This window comes from Pseudomonas sp. M47T1 (genome assembly GCF_000263855.1).
Taxonomy (GTDB): Bacteria; Pseudomonadota; Gammaproteobacteria; order Pseudomonadales; family Pseudomonadaceae; genus Aquipseudomonas.
In genome coordinates, this window is record NZ_AJWX01000018.1 from 1 (window position 1) to 21,238 (window position 21,238).

18 protein-coding genes and 1 pseudogene are annotated in these 21,238 nt (G+C 62.6%); 12 read left to right on the forward strand and 7 right to left on the reverse strand.

What is annotated here, in order from left to right:
• Positions 1-168: 168 nt before the first annotated feature.
• Together PMM47T1_RS18425 and PMM47T1_RS18430 are read right to left on the reverse strand one after the other, a co-directional pair.
• Positions 169-714, reverse strand: a complete 546-nt coding sequence (locus tag PMM47T1_RS18425) for a cytochrome b (protein ID WP_008371631.1) — start codon at positions 712-714, stop codon at positions 169-171.
• Between the two features lie 33 nt (positions 715-747).
• On the reverse strand, positions 748-1,701 hold the full coding sequence (locus PMM47T1_RS18430; protein ID WP_043301251.1) for a DUF1853 family protein: 954 nt from the start codon (positions 1,699-1,701) through the stop codon (positions 748-750).
• Between the two features lie 402 nt (positions 1,702-2,103).
• Here PMM47T1_RS18430 and PMM47T1_RS18435 point away from each other — a divergent pair, with 402 nt between their 5' ends.
• From PMM47T1_RS18435 to pepN, 6 genes are read left to right on the forward strand one after another with little or no spacing between them, the layout of a single operon-like run.
• Positions 2,104-2,994, forward strand: coding sequence for an NAD(+) kinase (locus PMM47T1_RS18435; protein WP_008371633.1), 891 nt, complete (start codon positions 2,104-2,106; stop codon positions 2,992-2,994).
• Positions 2,994-3,965, forward strand: a complete 972-nt coding sequence (locus PMM47T1_RS18440; RefSeq protein WP_008371634.1) for a metallophosphoesterase — start codon at positions 2,994-2,996, stop codon at positions 3,963-3,965. Before PMM47T1_RS18435 ends, PMM47T1_RS18440 begins: the two co-directional genes overlap by 1 nt.
• Positions 3,962-4,837, forward strand: coding sequence for a rhomboid family intramembrane serine protease (locus PMM47T1_RS18445; RefSeq protein WP_008371635.1), 876 nt, complete (start codon positions 3,962-3,964; stop codon positions 4,835-4,837). Before PMM47T1_RS18440 ends, PMM47T1_RS18445 begins: the two co-directional genes overlap by 4 nt.
• A 14-nt stretch (positions 4,838-4,851) precedes the next feature.
• Positions 4,852-5,112: a YeaC family protein gene (locus tag PMM47T1_RS18450; RefSeq protein ID WP_008371636.1), complete on the forward strand. Its 261-nt coding sequence runs from the start codon at positions 4,852-4,854 to the stop codon at positions 5,110-5,112.
• On the forward strand, positions 5,109-5,939 hold the full coding sequence (locus PMM47T1_RS18455; RefSeq protein WP_043301253.1) for a DUF2797 domain-containing protein: 831 nt from the start codon (positions 5,109-5,111) through the stop codon (positions 5,937-5,939). Before PMM47T1_RS18450 ends, PMM47T1_RS18455 begins: the two co-directional genes overlap by 4 nt.
• Before the next feature lie 12 nt (positions 5,940-5,951).
• Entirely contained in the window at positions 5,952-8,609 is a 2,658-nt protein-coding gene (gene pepN, locus PMM47T1_RS18460) for an aminopeptidase N (RefSeq protein WP_008371639.1), read from the forward strand.
• Between the two features lie 689 nt (positions 8,610-9,298).
• Here the strand turns inward: pepN and PMM47T1_RS18465 are convergent.
• Positions 9,299-10,324 carry an IS110 family transposase gene (locus tag PMM47T1_RS18465; protein ID WP_008371640.1) on the reverse strand — a complete coding sequence of 342 codons (1,026 nt, stop codon included), beginning with the start codon at positions 10,322-10,324 and terminating at the stop codon, positions 9,299-9,301.
• Between the two features lie 136 nt (positions 10,325-10,460).
• Here PMM47T1_RS18465 and PMM47T1_RS30940 point away from each other — a divergent pair.
• The 6 genes and pseudogenes from PMM47T1_RS30940 to PMM47T1_RS18495 form a co-directional block, all read left to right on the forward strand.
• Positions 10,461-10,728: pseudogene (locus PMM47T1_RS30940) on the forward strand (aminopeptidase N C-terminal domain-containing protein); the annotation flags it as partial.
• A gap of 178 nt (positions 10,729-10,906) precedes the next feature.
• Positions 10,907-11,425 (forward strand): Hcp family type VI secretion system effector, encoded by a 519-nt coding sequence (locus tag PMM47T1_RS18470; protein WP_274379871.1) that lies wholly within the window; start codon positions 10,907-10,909, stop codon positions 11,423-11,425.
• On the forward strand, positions 11,422-12,144 hold the full coding sequence (locus tag PMM47T1_RS18475) for a DUF4225 domain-containing protein (RefSeq protein WP_043301254.1): 723 nt from the start codon (positions 11,422-11,424) through the stop codon (positions 12,142-12,144). Before PMM47T1_RS18470 ends, PMM47T1_RS18475 begins: the two co-directional genes overlap by 4 nt.
• Positions 12,134-12,448, forward strand: a complete 315-nt coding sequence (locus PMM47T1_RS18480) for a hypothetical protein (protein ID WP_008371648.1) — start codon at positions 12,134-12,136, stop codon at positions 12,446-12,448. The genes PMM47T1_RS18475 and PMM47T1_RS18480 overlap by 11 nt, the downstream gene beginning before the upstream one ends.
• A gap of 739 nt (positions 12,449-13,187) precedes the next feature.
• Positions 13,188-13,982, forward strand: a complete 795-nt coding sequence (locus PMM47T1_RS18490; protein WP_008371657.1) for a hypothetical protein — start codon at positions 13,188-13,190, stop codon at positions 13,980-13,982.
• Positions 13,983-14,039: 57 nt separating this feature from the next.
• The gene (locus PMM47T1_RS18495; protein ID WP_008371659.1) at positions 14,040-14,648 is read left to right on the forward strand and encodes a DUF5666 domain-containing protein; all 609 of its coding nucleotides are present in this window, start codon (positions 14,040-14,042) and stop codon (positions 14,646-14,648) included.
• Positions 14,649-14,703: 55 nt separating this feature from the next.
• On the opposite strand, the gene PMM47T1_RS18500 is transcribed toward PMM47T1_RS18495, so the two are convergent.
• From PMM47T1_RS18500 to PMM47T1_RS18515, 4 genes are all read right to left on the reverse strand, one after another.
• Entirely contained in the window at positions 14,704-17,832 is a 3,129-nt protein-coding gene (locus PMM47T1_RS18500; RefSeq protein ID WP_008371661.1) for a multidrug efflux RND transporter permease subunit, read from the reverse strand.
• A gap of 8 nt (positions 17,833-17,840) precedes the next feature.
• A complete protein-coding gene (locus tag PMM47T1_RS18505; RefSeq protein WP_008371663.1) occupies positions 17,841-18,983 on the reverse strand; it encodes an efflux RND transporter periplasmic adaptor subunit in 1,143 nt (380 codons plus the stop codon).
• A gap of 334 nt (positions 18,984-19,317) precedes the next feature.
• Positions 19,318-20,319: a sulfate ABC transporter substrate-binding protein gene (locus PMM47T1_RS18510; RefSeq protein ID WP_008371666.1), complete on the reverse strand. Its 1,002-nt coding sequence runs from the start codon at positions 20,317-20,319 to the stop codon at positions 19,318-19,320.
• 90 nt (positions 20,320-20,409) lie between these two features.
• Positions 20,410-21,234, reverse strand: a complete 825-nt coding sequence (locus PMM47T1_RS18515) for an ion transporter (RefSeq protein ID WP_008371669.1) — start codon at positions 21,232-21,234, stop codon at positions 20,410-20,412.
• Positions 21,235-21,238 lie beyond the last annotated feature (4 nt).

Genomic DNA, 21,238 nt, shown 5'->3' on the forward strand with positions numbered 1-21,238 from the left:
TACCGGCGCCGACGCCAGCGTCACCGTGCAGATGATTCGGCCGCCTTCGGCCGACGCCATCGCGCATAACCGGAAGACTCGCGGTGCCGATCCATTCAAATATGGGGCGCCGGGAAGACGATGAGCCACCCTCTTATTTGACCCATTCAGGTATTCGGGCAGGACTACTTATCTTCGCGGCAGCATCCGCACCAACGTGTTATCGCGCACCACGTAGTGGTGAAACACCCCCGCCAGCGCATGCAGACCGATCAGCCAATACCCCCAGGTACCGATCTGTTCATGCCAATGCTTGATCTGCTTGGCGGTGTCTTCATTCGGGCCAATCAAGTGTGGCAACTCCAGCCCCCAGAACGGCACCGGCTTGTCGGCGGCGCTCAGGGTCAGCCAGCCCAGCAGCGGCATGGCCACCATCAGGGCGTAGAGCAGGGCGTGCATCAGGTGCGCAAGGCCAGTCTGCCAGGCCGGGGGCTTGGGAGTGATCCTGGGCGCGGCACCGACGATTTTTGCCGCCAGGCGAATCCACACCAGCGCAAACACGGTCAAGCCGGTCATGAAGTGCAATTGCACGATCAACATCCGGCTATCACTGCCCTTGGGGAAGTTGCCGCGCAGTTCGATGCAGGCATAGACGATGGCCAGCAGCACCAGCATCAGCCAGTGCAGGGCAATGGACAGGCTGCCGTAACGGGCCTCGGTATTCTTCCAGGTCATGGGGTTCCTCACGGTCGTTGCTGTTTTATATTTTTAGGTATTGCCGGGCACATTGGGCCACAGGTTGGCCACCAAAAACAGGCGTTCAGCCTCTTCCCAGGCGCCATCCTCCACTTGGACCAGCCGGACCAGCAATTGTGCCGGGGCCATGGGGTCCAGTGCCGTCAGCCATTGTTGCAGTTGTTCGGTGCTCCAGGTGTCCTGCTGGCCGTAGCGAGCCGGCGCCAGCCAGGCGTGACGTGGCAGCACCTGCCAGCGGCCCGGCGGGCTGGCGGCGTAGAAGGCCGGCCAGTCGCACTGGTGCAGCCACTGGCCCTTGAGGTGCTGGGGGTGAGCGCCCAGGGGCGGGGCGGCGGTGCCGGGCCAGGGGTAGAGCAGGTAGCCGCCCAGCCACAACTGCGCGCTGAACACATCGATATCCAGCGCGGCCAGGGCTTGGCGGCTTTCAGCCCGTGCCGAAATCGGCAGTTGATGATCGTGCAGGTGCGCCAGCTTGCGGTCCAGGCGGTCGTGGCTGCCGGGGCCCAGCCAGTGAGACGGGTCATGACCGTCGCCGGCCTGCGGGCCCAGGTACAGCTTGATAGCCAGCTCCAGGTGATGCACGCCGTCGCCATCGCGCAGCAGAATGTCCAGCTCGCCCAAGGTGTGGCCCTCGCGGCGAATGGGCAGGTTGGCGGCGATCAGGTCGATGCCGGGGGCCTGGCTCAGGGCAAATTGCCACAAACGCTCGTAATAGAGCCCCAGCCGACGGGTGGCAGCGCCCCGGGTCAGCCATTCCACCAGCGGTCTGTGATCCTGGTCCAATGCCCGCAACCAGGCCTCCAGGTGCCCGGGCTGCGCCACCCAGTCGCTGCCGGTCAGCGGATGGCGCTGTGGCCACGGCGTCTGGGCCAGCATCGGCGGGGCCAGGATCACCCAGGCAAGGTCACGCACCTGGGGCTGGCGCAGGTGGCGAGGTAGAGCGGCCAGGGAGGGAAAGAGGTTCATGGTGCGAGCATAGCTGGTTGCCAACCTGTGCGCCGCTCCCACAAAAGCCGTTGCGGCCATACACGACCTCGTCGCTGCCAAGTACCCCTGTGGGAGCGGGCTCTGCCCGCGAAGCAGACACCGCGGTATTTCAGATACTCTGCGGCGTTCTTTTCCCGGGTAGAACCCGTACAGGTTTGTTTCCAGCGTACCGTTCCAGGGGCATCTCAACCGTCCGCCCTGTGTGCCTGGCAGCGAATCGGTGTGTCCCGGATGGGTTTACTTGCAACCCATGAAGAACCTGCATAGGGGCCATGGCGCAAACCTTTTTGTCCTGCCCGTTGCTTTCCCCCATAATCGACCCCACGTTTCCCAAGGCGCCGCCCCAAGGCCGCGCCCGTTGCAGACCCCCGCAGGAGCCCCATGGAGCAATTTCGCAATATCGGTATCATCGGCCGCCTCGGCAGTTCCCAGGTGCTTGATACCATTCGCCGCCTGAAAAAATTCCTGCTCGACCGGCACATGCACGTCATTCTCGAAGACACCATTGCCGAAGTCCTGCCAGGCCACGGCTTGCAGACCTCCACGCGCAAGATGCTCGGCGAGGTCTGCGACATGGTCATTGTCGTGGGTGGCGACGGCAGCCTGCTGGGCGCCGCGCGGGCCCTGGCCAAGCACAATGTGCCGGTGCTGGGCATCAACCGCGGCAGCCTGGGCTTTCTCACCGACATTCGCCCCGACGAGCTGGAAGTGAAGGTGGCCGAGGTGCTGGACGGCCATTACCTGGTGGAAAACCGCTTCCTGCTGCAGGCCGAAGTGCGCCGCCACGGCGAGGCCATCGGCCAGGGCGATGCGCTCAACGACGTGGTGCTGCACCCCGGCAAGTCCACGCGCATGATCGAGTTCGAGATCTACATCGACGGCCAGTTCGTGTGCAGCCAGAAGGCCGATGGCCTGATCGTGGCCACGCCTACCGGCTCCACGGCCTACGCGCTGTCGGCGGGCGGGCCGATCATGCACCCCAAGCTCGACGCCATCGTCATCGTGCCCATGTACCCGCACACCCTGTCGGGCCGCCCTATCGTGGTGGACGGCAACAGCGAGCTGAAAATCGTCGTGTCCAAGGACATGACCATCTACCCGCAAGTGTCCTGTGACGGCCAGAACCACTTTACCTGCGCCCCGGGCGACACGGTCACGGTCAGCAAGAAATCGCAGAAACTGCGCCTGATCCACCCGCTGGACCACAACTACTACGAAGTCTGCCGCACCAAACTCGGTTGGGGCAGCCGGCTGGGAGGCACAGGAGACTGATGCTCGATCCCGCACGCAGCTACGATCTTATCGGTGACGTGCACGGTTGCGCTCATACCCTTGAGCACTTGCTCGACACCCTCGGTTACCGCAAGCAGGGCGGCATTTGGCGCCACGCCCAGCGCCAGGCGCTGTTTCTGGGTGACATCATCGACCGCGGCCCGCGCATTCGCGAGGCGCTGCACATCGTCCACGACATGGTGGACGCCGGCCAGGCACGCTGCATCATGGGCAACCATGAATTCAACGCGCTGGGCTGGTGTACTGCGGCGCCACCGGGCAGCGGCAAGCAGTTCGTGCGCGAGCACACGCCGCGCCATGCCCGGCTGATCGGCGAGACCCTGGCCCAGTTCGAGCAGTACCCGGCGGACTGGAAAGACTTTGTGCAGTGGTTCTACGACATGCCGCTGTTCATCGACGCCGGGCGCTTCCGCCTGGTGCACGCCTGCTGGGACACCAGCATGATCGAGCTGCTGCGCGGCCAATACCCCGACGGCTGCATCGACGAACACTTTGTGCAGGCCGCCGCCGTGCCGGGCAGCTTTGCGTGCAACGTCTTCGACCGGCTGCTGCGTGGTACCGACATGCGCCTGCCCGACGGCATGACCCTGACCGGCGGCGACGGCCTGACCCGGGCGTTTTTCCGCACCAAGTTCTGGGAAGACGACCCGCAAACCTACGGTGACATTGTGTTCCAACCCGATGCGCTGCCCGCGGACGTGGCCAGCACGCCGCTGTCCAGCAGCCAGAAAAACAACCTGTTGCGCTATGGCCTCGACGAGCCCCTGCTGTTCGTCGGCCACTACTGGCGCAGCGGCCGCCCGTCGGCCATCCGCCCGAACCTGGCGTGCCTGGACTATAGCGCCGTACTCTACGGCAAGCTGGTGGCCTACCGCCTGGACCAGGAAACGCGCATCGACCCGCACAAGTTCGTGTGGGTGGACGTCGAGCGTGCGGCGGTGCGCCCATGAAGCCGGTAACCGCGATGCGCGTGCCGCTGGCGACCGACCTGGGCGGCTTCGTCAAGCTGCTGCGCCGCCTGCAAATGCCTCATCGGGTCAGCGAAGAGCGCGACGAACAGGTGGTGTGGGCGGCGGACGAGAAAATGGCTGCCGATATCCGTGAGCTGTACCAACGCTTCCCGGACGGCAATGCCGATGTCGACCTCGACCTCAGCCAGTACCAACCCCAGCCGCGCTTTACCCGGCCGAGCCTGGCCGCACAGGCGCGTGCGTGCCCGGCCACTACCTTCGTGCTGTTGCTGTGCCTGGTGGTGGCGGTCCTGACCTACCTGGGCGACAACGTCGACACCCTGCACTGGCTGACCTTCCAGGACTTCAGCTATGACAGCCAGAACCTCTACTTCATCCCCCTGGCCACCAGCCTCGATGCCGGCCAGTGGTGGCGGCTGTTCACGCCCATGTTCCTGCATTTCGGCGTGCTGCACCTGGCCATGAACGCCCTGTGGTACTGGGAACTGGGCAAGCGTGTGGAGATCCTGCAGGGGCGCATCAACCTGTTGGGGCTGACGCTGCTGATCGGCCTGCTGTCCAACGTCGCACAATACGGGTACAGCGGCCCCAGCCTGTTCGGCGGCCTGTCGGGCGTACTGTACGGCTTGCTGGGCCACGTGTTCGTGTTCCAGTGGCTGGCGCCCAACAACATCTATCGCATGCCGCGCGGCATCCTGGTGATGATGCTGATCTGGCTGGTGGCGTGCATGACACCGTTGGTCAGCATGTTCGGCCAGATCGCCAATGGCGCCCACGTGGGCGGGCTGTTGGTCGGTTGTGTCACAGGGCTCTTGGGTGGCGCCTTCGCGCGCCGTAAACTACGCGCATAAATTCTGGAGACGTCATGACTTCCTTCGCCCACATGATTGAAAACATCACCCCCGAGATCTACGAGAGCCTTAAACTGGCCGTGGAAATCGGCAAATGGTCCGACGGCCGCAAGCTCACCACCGAGCAGAAAGAATTGTCGTTGCAGGCGGTGATCGCCTGGGAAATGCAGAACCTGCCCGAAGACCAGCGCACCGGCTACATGGGCCCGCAGGAATGCGCCTCGAAGTCGGCGCCGGTGGCCAACATCCTGTTCAAGTCGGATGCTGTCCATTGAACGAGATTGGTCGCGGTACCCTGAGCAAGATGGCCACCCGGCTCGACGAGTCGGCGGTCCAGTACAGCTTTCGCCTGGGCGATGTCGAGATCCCGGTCAACGAGATGATCGGCAAGCCCTTGCGCCTGGAATTCCTGGGCGCCATTCACTGCACCCACTGCGGTCGAAAGACCAAGACCAGCTTCAGCCAGGGTTACTGCTACCCGTGCATGACCAAGCTGGCCCAGTGCGATGTATGCATCATGAGCCCCGAGCGCTGCCACTACGACGCCGGTACCTGCCGCGAGCCGTCCTGGGGCGAGCAGTTCTGCATGACCGACCACGTGGTGTACCTGGCCAACTCGTCGGGCGTGAAGGTCGGTATCACCCGCGCCACCCAGTTGCCCACCCGCTGGCTCGACCAGGGCGCCAGCCAGGCCATGCCGATCGTGCGCGTGGCCACCCGTCAGCAGTCGGGCCTGGTGGAAGACCTGTTCCGCTCGCAAGTGGCCGACCGCACCAACTGGCGCGCGCTGCTCAAGGGCGACGCAGCCCCGGTGAACCTGGCCGAAGTGCGCGACATGCTGTTCGACACCTGCGGCGCCGGCTTGTCGCTGTTGCAGGAACGCTTCGGCCTGCAGGCGATCCAACCGCTACAGGACAGCCAGGTTGTGGAAATCCGCTACCCGGTAGAGGCCTACCCGGCCAAGATCACCAGCTTCAACCTGGACAAGAACCCCGTGGCCGAGGGTACGCTGCTGGGCATCAAGGGCCAGTACCTGATCTTTGACACCGGCGTGATCAATATTCGCAAATACACGGCGTACCAGCTCGCCGTGCATCAGTAGAAGGATGTCAGCATGCGCACCGAACAGCCGAAAATGATTTACCTCAAGGATTACCAGGCCCCTGAGTACCTGATCGACGAAACGCACCTGACCTTCGAGCTGCACGATGACCACACCCTGGTCCACGCGCAGCTGGTCATGCGCCGCAACCCGGCGCGCGGTGCCGGCCTGCCACCGCTGGTGCTCGATGGCCAGCAGCTCGAACTGCTGTCGGTCAGTGTCGGTGACAGCGAGCTGTCGCCCGCCGACTACCAGCTCGACGACAGCCACCTCACCCTGCACCCCAAGGCCGACGCCTTCACGGTGGACACCAGCGTGCGCATCCACCCCGAGACCAACACGGCGCTGGAAGGCCTGTACAAGTCGGGCAAGATGTTCTGCACCCAGTGCGAGGCCGAGGGCTTCCGCAAGATCACCTACTACCTCGACCGCCCGGACGTGATGAGCAAGTTCACCACCACGGTCAGTGCCGAGCAACACAGCTACCCGATACTGCTGTCCAACGGCAACCCGATTGCCAGCGGCCCCAGTGAAGACGGCCGCCACTGGGCCACCTGGGAAGACCCGTTCATGAAGCCTGCGTACCTGTTCGCGCTGGTGGCCGGTGACCTGTGGTGCGTGGAAGACACGTTCACCACGATGTCTGCCCGCGAGGTTGCCCTGCGCATCTACGTCGAGCCGGAAAACATCGACAAGTGCCAACACGCCATGACCAGCCTGAAGAAGTCCATGCGCTGGGACGAAGAGACCTATGGCCGCGAGTACGACCTGGACATCTTCATGATCGTCGCGGTCAACGACTTCAACATGGGCGCCATGGAGAACAAGGGCCTCAACATCTTCAACTCCAGCGCCGTGCTGGCCCGCGCCGAAACCGCCACCGATGCCGCCCACCAGCGCGTCGAGGCCATCGTCGCCCACGAATACTTCCACAACTGGTCGGGCAACCGCGTCACCTGCCGCGACTGGTTCCAGCTGTCGCTCAAGGAAGGCTTCACGGTGTTCCGCGACGCCGGTTTCTCCTCGGACATGAACTCGGCCACGGTCAAGCGCATCCAGGACGTGGCCTACCTGCGCACCCACCAGTTCGCCGAAGACGCCGGCCCCATGGCCCACCCGGTGCGCCCGGACAGCTTTATCGAGATCTCCAACTTCTACACCCTGACCGTGTACGAGAAGGGTTCGGAAGTGGTGGGCATGATCCACACCCTGCTGGGCGCTGAAGGCTTCCGCAAGGGCAGTGACCTGTACTTCGAGCGCCACGACGGCCAGGCCGTGACCTGCGACGATTTCGTCAAGGCCATGGAAGACGCCAATGGCGTTGACCTGACCCAGTTCAAGCGCTGGTACAGCCAGGCCGGCACGCCGCGCCTGCAGGTCAGCGAAAGCTACGACGCCGCCGCCAAGACCTACAGCCTGCATTTCCACCAGACCTGCCCGGCCACCCCGGACAAGGCCGAGAAACTGCCGTTCGTGATCCCGGTGGCCCTGGGCCTGATCGACGCCCACGGCAACGACCTGCCGCTGCGCCTGCAAGGCGAACCCCAACCGCAGGGTAGCAGCCGCGTGCTGTCGGTGACCGAGGAAGACCAGACCTTTGTGTTTGAGGGCATCGAGGCCAAGCCACTGCCATCGCTGCTGCGTGGTTTCAGCGCGCCGGTGAAACTCAGCTTCGACTACAGCCGCGACCAGTTGATGGTGCTGATGCAGCACGACAGCGACGGTTTCAACCGCTGGGACGCCGGCCAGCGCCTGGCCGTACAGTGCCTGCAGGAACTGACTGCGCAGTACATGGAAAACCAGCCGATGGTGCTGGACCCACGGCTGATCACCGCGTTCGGTACAGTGCTGGCCAACCACAGCCTGGACCAGGCCATGGTGGCCGAAATGCTCTCGCTGCCGAGCGAAGCCTACCTGGCCGAACTCAGCGACCGCGCCGAAGTGGACGCCATCCACGCCGCCCGCGAATTCGCCCGCGGGCAAATTGCCGAACACCTGTACGGCGCCCTGTGGCAGCGCTACCAGGCCAACCGAGCCATCTCCCGCGACACCGCGTACGTGCCGGAAGCCGAGCACTTCGCTCGCCGTGCCCTGCAGAACATCGCCCTGTCGTACCTGATGCTCACGGCCAAGCCAGAAGTGCTGGAAGCCACCCTGGAACAGTTCGACGCCTGCGACAACATGACCGAGCGCCTGACCGCGCTGGCCGTGCTGGTCAACTCGCAGTTCGACGCCGAGAAAGCCAAGGCCTTGGCAAGCTTCGCCGAGCACTTCAAGGACAACCCCCTGGTCATGGACCAGTGGTTCAGCGTGCAGGCCGGCAGCACCTTGCCGGGCGGCCTGAAGCGCGTACAAGCGCTGATGGAACACCCAGCCTTCACCTTGAAAAACCCCAACAAGGTGCGCGCCCTGATCGGTGCCTTTGCCCAGCAGAACCTGGTCAACTTCCACGCCGTGGACGGGTCGGGCTACCGCTTCCTGGCCGACCTGATCATCCAGCTCAACGCCCTCAACCCCCAGATCGCCGCCCGCCAACTGTCACCGCTGACCCGCTGGCGCAAATACGACCCGCACCGCCAGGCGCTGATGCGCGGCGAGCTGGAGCGGATTTTGGCGTCCGGTGAGTTGAGCAGTGATGTGTATGAAGTGGTGAGCAAGAGCCTGGCGTAAGTCAGGCGCTTGCACCCAGGCGCCGTCCCTGCCCAGCAGGCGCGACGCCTTTTTCATGGCTTGCAGAAAATGGCGGCACACAGGACCAGCGTCGAACGCACAAGGCTGACAACTCGATACATCAGGCCATTGTACGTTGTAACAAATGTGGGAGCGGGTTCTACCCGCGAAGCGCCGCGCGGGCGGCGCTCGATCTCATGAACACCACAAAAACCGACAAGCGCTTCCAAACCACACCACAAACCCGTAGCCACTGCCGCCAGGCTGAGCTGGCCGGTGTGAACCCTGAGGACATCCAGCGAAGCACAGGGCCAGCGCAGCCTGCGGCAGCGGGATTGCGTCATGGCCGCCAGGTGCTAGTCGATGTTTTTCTAGCGCCCTCGAGATCGAGCGCCGTCCGCACGGCGCTTCCCGGGCAGAGCCCGGTCCCACAGTCTATGGTTACCCCCTTTTCTGCAATACTGTACTGAGATGTTCGTGAATTTGGTTTGCGTCAATCTATTCGGCGTCGTGTGTGGGAGTTGGGCTCCCGCGCCTCGATGAAAGTCGCGCCAGACGGTCCTTAATATTTGTTCGGCTTCAAAAGCCGAGTGGGACCACAGGTTGCCCGTCAGGCCGGTGTACCGTTCACGTCATCTGTATGTGCAGCATCGCAAAACCAGGTGGTTGTTACTCGTGTGTCCGCAGGGTCAAGCGCTGATGGCGCTTGATCCTGCATCGAATTCGCTGTGGTGTGCGGTAATGGCCCAGGCGATCCTGGCCAGTTTGTTGGCGATCGCGCACACCACCAGATTGGTGTGATGGGTGCGCAGCAGTTCGCGGACCCAGTCCGCCAGTTTGCCGCTTTGTCGCTCCAACCCCATCAGATAAACCCTCGCGCACTGAATCAGAAGGCGTCGCTGATTGCCGTCGCCTCGCTTGCTGATACCACCCAGTCGTGGTTTGCCGCCGGTCGTGAACTGCTTGGGCACCAGCCCCACCGAGGCGGAGTAGTCGCGCCCGCTCCGGTACTGTTTACCATCTCCCAACTCCGCAGCCAGGGCGGTAGCGGTGATCGGGCCAACACACGGCAATGTCATCAAGCGCGAAGCCAGATCATCGCTGGCGGCCTGGCAATGCACTTCCTTGTCCAACGCCTTGACCTGGCCGTCGAGATAGTTGAAATGGGCATGTAGATCCATCAGCAGCTTTTTGATCAGCAGCGAAAATGTGCAGTCATCGAGCAGAATCGGCAGTTCCCTCACTGATTTGAAACCGGGCGGGAGGCTGATGCCGACTTCCAGCAAATAGCTGTGAACACGATTCATCGTGGCCGTGCGCTCCTTGATGAAGGTGTCGCGCAGCGAGTTGAGCATTGCCAGCGCTTGCTGGGCTTCGGTCTTGGGGTGGACGAATCGCATCTTGTCACGGGTCGCAGCCTCACCAATGGCGGCGGCATCGGCGAAGTCGTTTTTGTTGCTTTTGACGTAGGGTTTGACGAATTGAGCTGGGATGAGCTTGGGCGTATGGCCCAGCCTGGTAACCTCGCGCGCCATGAAATGAGAACCGCCGCAGGCCTCCATCACCACCGTGCAAGGGGCTAGGCTCGCCAAGTGCTTGACAAGCCCCATGCGGTTGAACTTGCGGTGATAAAGCTCTTGACCCGAATCATCTTGCGCGTGGATGTGGAAACTCAATTTTCCCAGATCGATAGCGACGATAGCGACGTTTTTCATGGCATAGCACTCCGATAGGCACCCTGTGAAAGTTTAGTGGGCTTACACAGGGTGGGGCGGGGGTAGCCATTTCATTATTGGTTGCAACGTGCCATGGCCTGATGGTCCGAGTTGTCAGCCTTGGTCGTTCGCAGGGGATGAGGTGCATGCCCTAATCGGCGCGTTTGCCCGGCAGAACCTGATCAACTTCCACAGTGTCGACGGCTCGGGCTACCGCTTCCTGGCCGACCTGGTGATCCAGCTCAATGCCCTCAACCCTCCGATCGCCTCCAACTGGGCCCGCTGACCCGCTGGCCTAAATCCGACCGGCCCGCCAGGCGTTTATGCGTGGCGCTGGAGCGAGTTTTAGCGTCCGGTGAGTCGAGCCGGAGGTGTATGAAGTGGTAAGCAAGAGCTTGGCGTAATTCAGACGCTTGGACCCAGAGGCGCTGGCCCTGCCCAGCAGGAGCGGTGTTTTTTGTGCATGCACAGCCCCGATACCATGAACTGGTGCATGACGACATCTGCTTTCGCTCGCGCCAAAGAGTATTCCTACAGAACCTTGGGAATTTGCTGATGGGTGTGGATTTACCTGTCGCGTAGATTCAGCCTTTCAATTTTCAGGATGATCGTGCTACGGCTAATCCCGCTTACATGACGCTCACTGGCAAAGCCCAAGGGCTCATTTCCGCTGGTTGCTCCACTCAGGATTCGATTGGCAATAAATGCCAGGCTGGGCACCGTGACGAGATCATGGTCCTCTCGTTCAACCACTTAATGGAACATATCGGCAACAGCAGCCGCGCCACTCACCAGCCAATCATGATCACCAAAAATATCGATAAGTCCTCTCCGCTGCTGGCTCAAGCGCTCGCCAGTCTGGAACAGGTTGATTGCACGATCACTTTTTATCGAGTATCGGCGTACGGCGTTCAGGAAAAATTCTTTACCGTAGAAGCCACGGGAGCCCGAATCAGCAGGTTGGTAGTGGACATGCCGCATGCAATCTTGGAAAGCGACGATGACGCTCAGGAGCAGGTCTCCATTCGTTATCGCGATATCCGATGGGTGCACCATTTGGCAGGGACAACAGGGTACAGCTCATGGGGTGACAGTGAGTGAGCAAGTCAACCACGAGCGAGGTAAAGAGTGCCTGCGATTTCTGGGACGTCTCACAGGCAGCAAATTACCTGGCAAGCCAAGCATGTACATTGAGTGGGCGGCACATTCAGGACGGCGTGCTGCGATCAAGTTTTAATCGCGAAGTGGCTTACTACGCAAGAGGAATTGTTCGTGATGTAGAGGCAGGTCGTAAAACACCGGATGAGGGGCTAGCGGCTCTGCTTAAGGAAAAGCGACATTTAATCAAGCAGTCTCGCGAAATCGCGTTGAAGGGAATCGGTGTGGCAGCCGGGTCTTTACAGATCGCGACGGGGGCAGGTATTTGCTATGGTTCTGTAGGCCTTTTATGCCCCTTTTTCGGCGTGCCGTTGATGGCCCATGGTGCTAACAACGTATACGAAAATGGTCGTAACCTGATGCAGGGGCGGTCTGACACCCAAGGGCCTGTGAGGAAGGCTTACCAAGGCGTATCGAAGGCTTTCGGACAAAGTGATGTTGAGGCCAACATTGCCTACGGCGCGGTCGATGTGAGCACTTCGATATATGGCCTAGGGAGACTCCTGCTCAAGCGTGATGCTTGGCGCTTATTTCGCTACATTCGTGCAGATTACGTGCGTGTTTACTCGCAAACCAGCGTTCCGGCTTTGACCTTCGAGGCTATTTCGAATGGGATTACTCTGAAGTCTACGCACGACGAATTCGAAAAGCATGGCAGATAGCTACTGGCTGATATTGGGTAGCTACTTGCTGGTGTCGATCAGCGGTCTGATCTTCTGCAAGTGGGTTGCTACCCGATTGTCGGGGCTAACGGCGTCAACGCCTTGGTTTTGGCTGTCTATCGCCCTGACCGTTGCGTGGGGTATGGTGCAACTGAATGTAGCGAAGTACGGAGGCGTGATTTTTTTTGAGGGCACGAAAAAGTACCTTGAGGAAAATGAGCTCGTCAGGTTGTGCGCCTTGATTATCACGCTGCTGCTTACCGGTTGTACCCCAAGGCCAGAAAAGAAAAGGCCGGGTTGTTGAGGCCTTGGGTTGCTCACGGTACCTTTACTGAGTCTCGTGCAACCCCTGAAGGGGCGCGGAGACTAGGCCGTTGCTCATCTGCGTTAAACAATCAATAGCGTGGTTCAACGCCTGCGTAGCCTGCGCATCCGCATCACATCGCTCATCCGACAGAACTCTAATGGTATTGAGCATGGCATTGGCGCACTGCAAGGTCTCGTCAATCGGAATATTGGCACGCACCGCAAAGACAAGTTGGGTGGCAGACCGTGCGGCGTTCGAAGTCGGGTAACTCTCGATCAACATGGAAGCCAAGAGGCCCGCGCCACACGGCCCGCCATAAAGCAAAGCAAAAGGCAAAAAAATGCCCCAGCTTTTATGGGGGCGCTACTGCGCCATGTTGATTGAGTGCCGGCTTCGACCCCGGGCCGTTGATTTGGCAACGACGGGAGGAAGCCTATCGTCAGAGGCCGGTGACTGCAAGTGGTATGTCGCCGCTGCCGCCAGGCTGCGGGACTTCGTCATGGCCGTCAGGTGCTAGTCGATGTTTTTCTAGCGCCCTTGAGATCGAGCGCCGTCCGCACGGCGCTTCCCGGGCAGAGCCCGGTCCCACATTATTTGTTGCAACGTACCATGGCCTGATACACCGAGTTGTCAGCCTTGGTTGCTCGCAGAGTCTGCCGCGTCGCAATCAACCATCAAGAATCCCGTCCCCCCGCCGATACGTCCCGACGCCCCTTGGACTTTTCGGCTGAATTTCATGAAGCAGTTTTTCAACAAGCCTTACCTGTTACCCACCCTGATTTCCCTTGTTTTGCTGGCCGTGGTGTCGCTGTGGCTGAGCCCGGCGCTGGACCTGTTGGCGCTGGCCGTGGACCTGCGCTGGCTGTCGGTGCTGGCATTGTTCCTGTTTTGCCTGTTCTGCTGGACCTGCATCTCCCTGGGCCGCTGGGGCGAGGTGGCGTGGAAGCGTGTCGATTATCTGTGGCTGGGCTGCGTGGCGTTGGCGCTGGTGGTGCAGGCGGCGGGCGAGGGCAGCCTGCGCTGGGTGGCCACGGCACTGTTGCTGGTGTTGGCGCTGTCGCTGCGCGCCACCAAGGTCAAGGCCGAGATCCTGCTGAAAACCCCGCGCCGTCAGGCCGTGTGGCTGGTGCTCAACCAGCGTCTCGAGGTGCCGTCCGAAGGCCGCCTGGACATGCGCGCCCAGCGCGCCAAGGTGCGCCTGGTGCAGCTGCTGCGCGACTGGCGCGTGGGGCAACTGCCGCTGGCCCACGTGCAAGTGGCCGCGAAGGCGCCGGACCTGCTGAGCAGTTCGGTGATCGAGGTCAAGCCGCGTTTCAGCGAGCCGGAATTCACCTACGACTTCCAGCATTCATTGGAATCCACCGCCCTGGGCCGCTGGATCCTGGAGCAGCCGGTGGACACGGTGTACTTGTTTGGCGAAATCAATTCGATGCTGCTGGCCCAGCTGTTCCGCTGGGGCAAGGACCACAACCTGGAAGTGATCGCCGACGGTGGCGTGACCCTGCTCAACGAGGAGCACGCGGCGGCCTGACGGTGATATGGTGTAGATAGTTCGCAGGCTATCTATCCATCCTCAGGAGTGCCGTTCATGAATCTGAAACGCCTGTTCACCGCATCCAGCCTGGCCTTGGCGGTATTGGCCAGTGGCGCGGTCCACGCCGACGCGCCGCCCTCGGGCGTGCGTGGCGCCATCACCGCCATCAACGGCGACGACCTGCAGGTCAAGACCAACCACGGCGAAGACGTGCTGGTGCACCTGACCGGCGACACCCAGGTACGTGGCGTGACCCTGGCCAACATTGCCGATATCAAGCAGGGCAGCTACGTGGGCGCCGCCGCGGTTCCTCAGGACGACGGCACCTTGAAAGCCCTGGAGGTGCACGTGTTTGCGCCGTCCATGGCCGGCACGGGTGACGGTCACCGCGCCTTTGACCTGGCCGCCAACAGCAGCATGACCAACGGCAGCGTCGGCGACCTGGTGGTGGCCAACGGGCGCACCATCACCGTGAAGTACAAGGGTGGCGAGCAGAAGATTTTCGTGCCCGAGGATGTGCCTATCGTCAACCTGGTGCCGGGTGATCGCAGCCTGCTCAAGCCCGGGGTGAAGGTGGTGCTGTTTGCCCAGAAGGCGGCGGATGGCAGTTACACCGCCAAGGCCATTTCCGCTGGGGAAAATGGCTTGAAGGCGCCGATGTAACAATGCTGCCTGGTGTGGGAGCGGGCTCTGCCCGCGAATCAGACGCCGCGGTGTTTCAGGTAGACGGTGGCGTTTGCTTCGCGGGCAGAGCCCGCTGCCACGGTTGGCGACGCAGTTTCACCACCAACCCATACAACAACGGCACAAAGAACAACGTCAACACCGTCGCCGACAACATCCCGCCAAACACACTGGTACCAATTGCCCGCTGGCTCGCCGAACCCGGCCCGGTGGCCAATGCCAGTGGCAGCACGCCGAACATGAACGCCAGCGACGTCATCACAATGGGGCGCAGGCGCATGCGCGCCGCGTCGAGGATGGCCTGGTGCAGGCTGGCGCCCTGACGGTGCAGGGTTTCGGCTACCTCGATGATGAGGATGGCGTTTTTGGCCGTCAGGCCCATGATGGTGATCATGCCTACCTTGAAGTACAGGTCATCGGGCATGCCGCGCAGGTGCGTGGCCGCCAGGGCGCCGAGCAGGCCCAGGGGGATGGCCATGATCACCGCCAGCGGCATCGACCAGCTTTCGTACAGGGCCGCCAGGCAGAGGAAAATCACCAGCACCGACAAGCCGAACAGCAACGGTACCTGATCGCCCGACAGGCGTTCCTGAAAGGACTGGCCCGCCCATTCATAGCCGATGCCCACGGGCAGTTGCGCCACCCGCCGGGCCAGGGCATCCATGGCCTGGGAGGTGCTGTAGCCGGCGGCCGGCAGGGCACTGATGGCCATGGTCGGGAAGCCGTTGAAGTGGTCGATCTGCAGGGCGCCCAATGTCCAGCGCATGCTCACGAACGCGCTCAGCGGCACCATGTTGCCGTCGGCGTTGCGCACCCGCGCCTGCAACAGGCTGTCGGGGGACTGGCGGTCGCGGCCCTCGGCCTGCACCAGGATGCGCCGCACCTGGTTCTTATAGATGAAGTCGCCCAGGTACTGCGAGCCATACAGCGTGGCCAAGGTGTCATTGATCTCGCTGACGGCCACACCCATGCTCTGGGCCTTGACTCGGTCGATGGACACGCGCAACTGCGGCGCATCGTCCTGGCCGGAGAACGACACGTCGCTCAGGGCCGGGTCTGTGGCCGCCAGCGCCAGCAACCGGTCCTTGGCCGCCAGCAGCGCGTCATGGCCCAGGCCGCTGCGGTCTTGCAGGCGCAGGTCGATGCCCTCGGTGCGGCCCATGTTTGGCAGCGGCGGGGTGTTGAGCGCCTTGACCAGGGCCTTGGGTTGCTGTGCAGTGCCATGCTCGAAGTGGCTGTTGATGCGCTGCATGATCGCGTCCACCTGCTGGTCAGGCCGCTTGCGCCGGGACCAGTCGATCAGCGTGGGCCAGACCATGGCGGTGTTCTGCCCGTCGCCAAAATAACTGAAGCCTTGCATGGCAAAGCGGCTGTCGATGTCCGGGTCCTGGGCCATGAACGCCTGCACCTCGTCGAGTACTTGGCGCGTGTCGGCCTGGGTAGCGCCGGTGGGCAGTTGGATTACGGTGGCGAAGTTGCCCTTGTCTTCCTTGGGCAGGAAGCCGCCCGGCAGGTGCATGAACAACAGCGCGCATAGGCCCAGCAGGCCGCCGTACAACAGCATGAAGCGCAGCGGGCGGCGCAGGAAACCATCCAGCGCGCGCAGGTAACGGTTGGCCACCGCCTGGCTGGCGCGGGCCACGCGGCCGGTGCTGGCGGCATGACTGATCGGTTTGAGCAAGGTGGCGCACAGGGCCGGCGTAAGGCTCAGGGCCAGGAACGCCGACAGCGCCATGGGCACCGCCAGCGCCACGGTGAATTGCCGGTAGATCTCGCCCACCGCGCCGGGGAACAGCGCCATGGGCACGAACACCGCAGTCAGCACCAGGGTAATGGCAATGATCGCACCGCTGATCTGCTGCATGGCCAGCAGCGTGGCCTCGCGCGGGCCTACGCTTTGCTCGGCCATGATGCGCTCAACGTTTTCCACCACCACGATGGCGTCGTCCACCAGGATACCGATGGCCAGCACCATGCCGAACAGCGTCAGCACGTTCAGCGAGAAACCCAGCACCAGCATGGCCGCGCAGGTACCGGCCAGGGCGATGGGCACCACCAGGCTGGGGATCAGCGTGGCGCGCCAGTTGCCCAGGAACAGCCACATCACCGCGAACACCAGCACCATGGCCTCAACCAGGGTGTAGCCGACCTTGACGATGGACAGGTGCACGAAGGTCGAGGTGTCGAAGGCCGTGTGGTAATGCAGGCCAGGCGGGAACTGCGGCGCCAGCTCGGCCAGGGTGGCCTTGATGGCGTCGGCGGTTTGCAGGGCGTTGGCGCCGCTGGCCAGCTTCACCGACATGGCGCCGCTGTAGCGGCCGTCGAGAAACGCCGGGTAGTCATAGTTCATGCCGCCCAGTTCCACCCGTGCCACGTCGGCTACGCGCAGGGCCGAGCCGTCGCCGTTCACGCGCAGGGCAATGGCGCCGAAGGCCTGTGGCGTGTCCAGTTCTTCCTGCACCGCCAGCGGCGCGGTGATCGCGGTGCTGGCGGGCGCGGGCGGGGTGCCGATGGCGCCCAGGGTAATGCGTTCGTTCTGCAGGCTAATGGCGTTCACCAACTCGCTGGTGGTGATGCCGGTGGCGGTCAGGCGCTGCACGTCCGGCCAGATGCGCATGGCGTATTCGGGGCTATACACCTCCACGCCACCCACGCCCGGGGTGCGTAGCAGGGCCGGGCGGATGACGCTGGTGGCGTAGTCGCCCAGCTCGATGTCGTCGACGTTGGGGTTGTCGGCCGTCAGGGTCACGAACATCAGCTCGTTCTGGCCGCTTTGCTCCACGGTCAGGCCCTGGCGGCGCACGCTTTCAGGCAGGCGTTCCTCAACGCGTTTCAGGCGGTTCTGCACCTCTACCGCTGCCAGTTGGGTGTCGGTGCCAGTGTCGAACGACAGGTTGATCTCGATGGTGTTTTCCGAGCTGCTGGAGGCGAAGTACAACAGCCCCGGAATGCCGCTCAGCTCACGCTCGATCACCGCCGTCACCGTGCGCTCGGCCACCTCGGGCGAGGCGCCGGGGTAGCTGGCGGTGATGCCCACCCGTGGCGGCGCCACGTTGGGGTATTGCTCCATGGACAAGCGGCCTGCGGCGCCAAGGCCGGCCAGCAGGATGACAATGGCGATGACCCAGGCCATCACCGGCCGGGCGATAAAGAAGGCTGACATGGAAGTCCTTATGAACGATCGGCGACTGTACCGGTAGCAGCAGAAGGTTTGGCGGCAACGGCCTGGCCGTCGCCCAGGGCGCCACCGTCGAGGATCACCTGTTCGCCACCGGACAGGCCGGCACTCACGCGCCACTGTTTGCCTTGCAGGGTCTGGGCCTGCACGTTGACCTGTCGCGCATGGCCGTCCTTGAGCACCATGACGTAGGCGCCGTCGCGGGTGCGGGTCAGTGCCTGCTGGGGTATCAGCACATCCTGGCGGCCGCCGGCGCGTTCGAATTCCACCTGCACGTACAGGCCGGGCAGCAACAACTGGTCGGGGTTGTCGAACAGCGCGCGCAGGGCCACGGTGTCGGTTTTCGGGTCGACGGCGGTGTCGGTGAACAGCAGTTTGCCCACGCGCTTGTACAGGCTACCGTCGCTCAGGCGCAGGCTGACCCTTGCGGCGCCAGGGCTGTCTTTCAGGGCCTCGCCCAGGGCCAGGAACTCGCTGGCCGGCTGCGAGAAGTTGACGTAGATGGGGTCCAGTTGCTCCACGGTGGTCAGGGGCGTGCCTTCATCCTGACCGACCATAGCGCCTTCGCTGACCAAGGCGCGGCGGGCGCGGCCGGCGATCGGCGATTTGACGCTGGCGTAGTCCAGTTGCAGGCGCGCACTGCGCACCTTGGCTTCGGCGGACAGCACCGCGGCCTTGGCGCGTTTTTCCGCGAACAGGTCCTGGCGGCTTTGCTGCACGCTGATGGAGTTGTCCACCACCAACTGTTGCGAGCGGCGGGCGATGTCCCCCGCCGACTCAGCGGCTACCTGGGCCTGGGCCAATTCGGCCTCGGCGGCGGCCAGGTCGGCGGCGAAGGGCGCCGGGTCAATGCGAAACAGCAGGTCACCGGCCTTCACCGCGGCGCCTTCGGTGTAGGTGCGCTGCTCGACGATGCCGGCCACCCGCGCACGAACTTCGGCCGTGCGGAAGGCTTCCAGGCGGCCGGTAAGTACCGTGGTGCGCGGTTCCAGCGCCGCAGTGGCGACAGCAATGTCCACGGCAAGGGGGGCAGAGCTGGTGGTGGCGGGTGGCGCGGGCTTGTCGCAGCCGGCCAGCATCCCGCTGGCGGCCATCGACAACGCCAGGGCTTTGAGCGTGAGCTTGAAGCTGGGCATGGTCGTACTCGGGTCGGCTCTCTTCATGAGAGGGTGGTGCGTGAACAGCAATGGCTGTGCCAATGTAGAAAGGACGAAACAATTGGCCGTTGGATTACAGAGGGTGTCGCTTTTTTATAACAATGTGGGACGAAGGTACGACCTTCGGCACCACATCGGGGCAATAAATCCCCCACCCGCAGCAGCCCTCAGCGGTAGGCGCTACCGCCAGGCCGCAGGCTGCGAAGGCGTGCAACGCACGCCCGTGGTACTCCAGGCAATGCGCAAGGTCCTGCGGACCTTCTCACAGCCTGGCGCCAGCGCCTACGGATGTGCGCGTATCCGCACGATTCACTTATTGCTGGGTATAGATTTGATCAAACACCCCACCATCGGCGAAGTGGGTTTTCTGCACGGTGCGCCAGTCGCCGAAGGTTTTCTCTACCGAGAGGAAATCCACGGTGGGGAAGCGGTCCTTGTACTTGGCGAGAACGGCAGGGTCACGCGGGCGCAGGTAATTCTGCGCGGCGATTTCCTGGCCTTCCGGCGACCACAGGTATTTCAGGTAGTCCTCGGCCAGGGCGCGGCTGCCTTTCTTGTCCACCACCTTGTCGACCACCGCCACCGGCGGCTCGGCTTCGGCGGACACGGTCGGGTAGATGACCTCGAACTTGTCGCGGCCAAACTCGCGGGCAATCATTTCCGCTTCGTTTTCGAAGGTCACCAGCACATCGCCGATCTGGTTGGTCATGAACGTGGTGGTGGCGCCACGGCCGCCGGTATCGAGCACCGGCACCTGTTTGAACAGCTTGCCGACGAATTCCTTGGCCTTGTTCTCGTCACCGCCGTTTTTCAGCACATAGCCCCAGGCCGACAGGTAGGTGTAGCGACCGTTGCCGCTGGTTTTCGGGTTGGGCACGATCACTTGCACGCCGTCCTTGAGCAGATCGGGCCAGTCTTTCAGGCCCTTGGGGTTGCCCTTGCGCACAATGAACACGGTGGCCGAGGTGAACGGCGCGCTGTGGTTGGGCAGGCGGGTGACCCAGTCATCGGGCACCAGCTTGCCGTTGTCGGCCAGCGCATTGATGTCGGTGGCCATGTTCATGGTGATGACATCGGCTGGCAGGCCATCGATCACCGAGCGCGCCTGTTTGCTGGAGCCGCCAAAGGACATTTGCACCGTGACATTCTCGTTGTGCTCGGCCTGCCAGTGTTTCTGGAACGCGGCGTTGTAGTCCTTGTAGAAGTCACGCATCACGTCGTAGGAAACGTTCAGCAAGGGCGGCGGCGCGGCCTGGGCCAGGCTGGCCAGCCCCAGGCCGGCAGCGAGCAGCGAGGCGCTCAAGAGTTTATGCATGGTGATGTCCCTGTTGTTGTCGTTGGATGCAATTGGCCAGCAACTATAGCCGGGCGGTATAGGCCCCCCAAAGATCTAAAAGTGGGGTGCTTATTCGATTTTTTGAAACAGCGCATTGCCACAGCGCGAACAGAAGGCCGCCTGGCTGTCATGGTCGTCCTTGGCGCACACCGGGCACTTGTGCGTTTGCCGTTCGCCGCGCATGGCGTTGGTCAGCTCGGCGGTGAAGATACCGGTGGGCACGGCGATGATCGAGTAACCGGTGATCATCACCAGCGCCGAGATGATCTGGCCCACCGGCGTCTTCGGCACGATGTCGCCAAAGCCCACGGTGGTGAGGGTGACGATGGCCCAATAGATGCCCATGGGGATGCTGGTGAAGCCATGCTCCGGGCCTTCGATCACGTACATCAGGGTGCCGAACACCGTGACCAGGGTGGAGACCGTGAGCAGGAATACGATGATCTTCTGCCGGCTGCCGCGCAGTGCCGCCATCAGGTAGTTGGCCTGGCTCAAGTAGGGGCGCAACTTGAGCACGCGGAAAATGCGCAGCATGCGGATCACCCGCACAATCATCAGGTACTGGGCGTCGCTGTAGTAGATGGCCAGGATCCCCGGCACAATGGCCAGCAGGTCCACCAGCCCATAGAAGCTGAAGGCGTAGCGCAGCGGTTTGGGCGAGCAGTACAGGCGCAGCATGTACTCTACGGCGAAGATGGTGGTCAGGCCCCATTCGATGTTGGCGAACAGGGTGGCGTACTCGCGGTGCACGCCTTCTATGCTGTCGACGATCACCAGCACCAGGCTGGCGAGGATGATCAGCAACAAGGTGGTGTCGAAGCGTCGGCCGGCCACCGTGTCACTGAAGAAAATGATGGTGTAGAGCTTTTCGCGCAAGGTGCGTTGGCTGTCCATAAGG

What these genes read in the sequence shown, in the direction of transcription:
- PMM47T1_RS18495 (WP_008371659.1), top strand. Translation starts at nt 14,040, where the DNA reads ATGAATCTGAAACGCCTGTTCACCGCATCCAGCCTGGCCTTGGCGGTA.
- PMM47T1_RS18465 (WP_008371640.1), bottom strand. Translation starts at nt 10,324, where the DNA reads ATGAAAAACGTCGCTATCGTCGCTATCGATCTGGGAAAATTGAGTTTC.
- PMM47T1_RS18515 (WP_008371669.1), bottom strand. Translation starts at nt 21,234, where the DNA reads ATGGACAGCCAACGCACCTTGCGCGAAAAGCTCTACACCATCATTTTC.
- PMM47T1_RS18490 (WP_008371657.1), top strand. Translation starts at nt 13,188, where the DNA reads ATGAAGCAGTTTTTCAACAAGCCTTACCTGTTACCCACCCTGATTTCC.
- PMM47T1_RS18480 (WP_008371648.1), top strand. Translation starts at nt 12,134, where the DNA reads ATGGCAGATAGCTACTGGCTGATATTGGGTAGCTACTTGCTGGTGTCG.
- PMM47T1_RS18435 (WP_008371633.1), top strand. Translation starts at nt 2,104, where the DNA reads ATGGAGCAATTTCGCAATATCGGTATCATCGGCCGCCTCGGCAGTTCC.
- PMM47T1_RS18445 (WP_008371635.1), top strand. Translation starts at nt 3,962, where the DNA reads ATGAAGCCGGTAACCGCGATGCGCGTGCCGCTGGCGACCGACCTGGGC.
- PMM47T1_RS18425 (WP_008371631.1), bottom strand. Translation starts at nt 714, where the DNA reads ATGACCTGGAAGAATACCGAGGCCCGTTACGGCAGCCTGTCCATTGCC.
- PMM47T1_RS18505 (WP_008371663.1), bottom strand. Translation starts at nt 18,983, where the DNA reads ATGCCCAGCTTCAAGCTCACGCTCAAAGCCCTGGCGTTGTCGATGGCC.
- PMM47T1_RS18430 (WP_043301251.1), bottom strand. Translation starts at nt 1,701, where the DNA reads ATGAACCTCTTTCCCTCCCTGGCCGCTCTACCTCGCCACCTGCGCCAG.
- PMM47T1_RS18440 (WP_008371634.1), top strand. Translation starts at nt 2,994, where the DNA reads ATGCTCGATCCCGCACGCAGCTACGATCTTATCGGTGACGTGCACGGT.
- pepN (WP_008371639.1), top strand. Translation starts at nt 5,952, where the DNA reads ATGCGCACCGAACAGCCGAAAATGATTTACCTCAAGGATTACCAGGCC.
- PMM47T1_RS18510 (WP_008371666.1), bottom strand. Translation starts at nt 20,319, where the DNA reads ATGCATAAACTCTTGAGCGCCTCGCTGCTCGCTGCCGGCCTGGGGCTG.
- PMM47T1_RS18500 (WP_008371661.1), bottom strand. Translation starts at nt 17,832, where the DNA reads ATGTCAGCCTTCTTTATCGCCCGGCCGGTGATGGCCTGGGTCATCGCC.
- PMM47T1_RS18450 (WP_008371636.1), top strand. Translation starts at nt 4,852, where the DNA reads ATGACTTCCTTCGCCCACATGATTGAAAACATCACCCCCGAGATCTAC.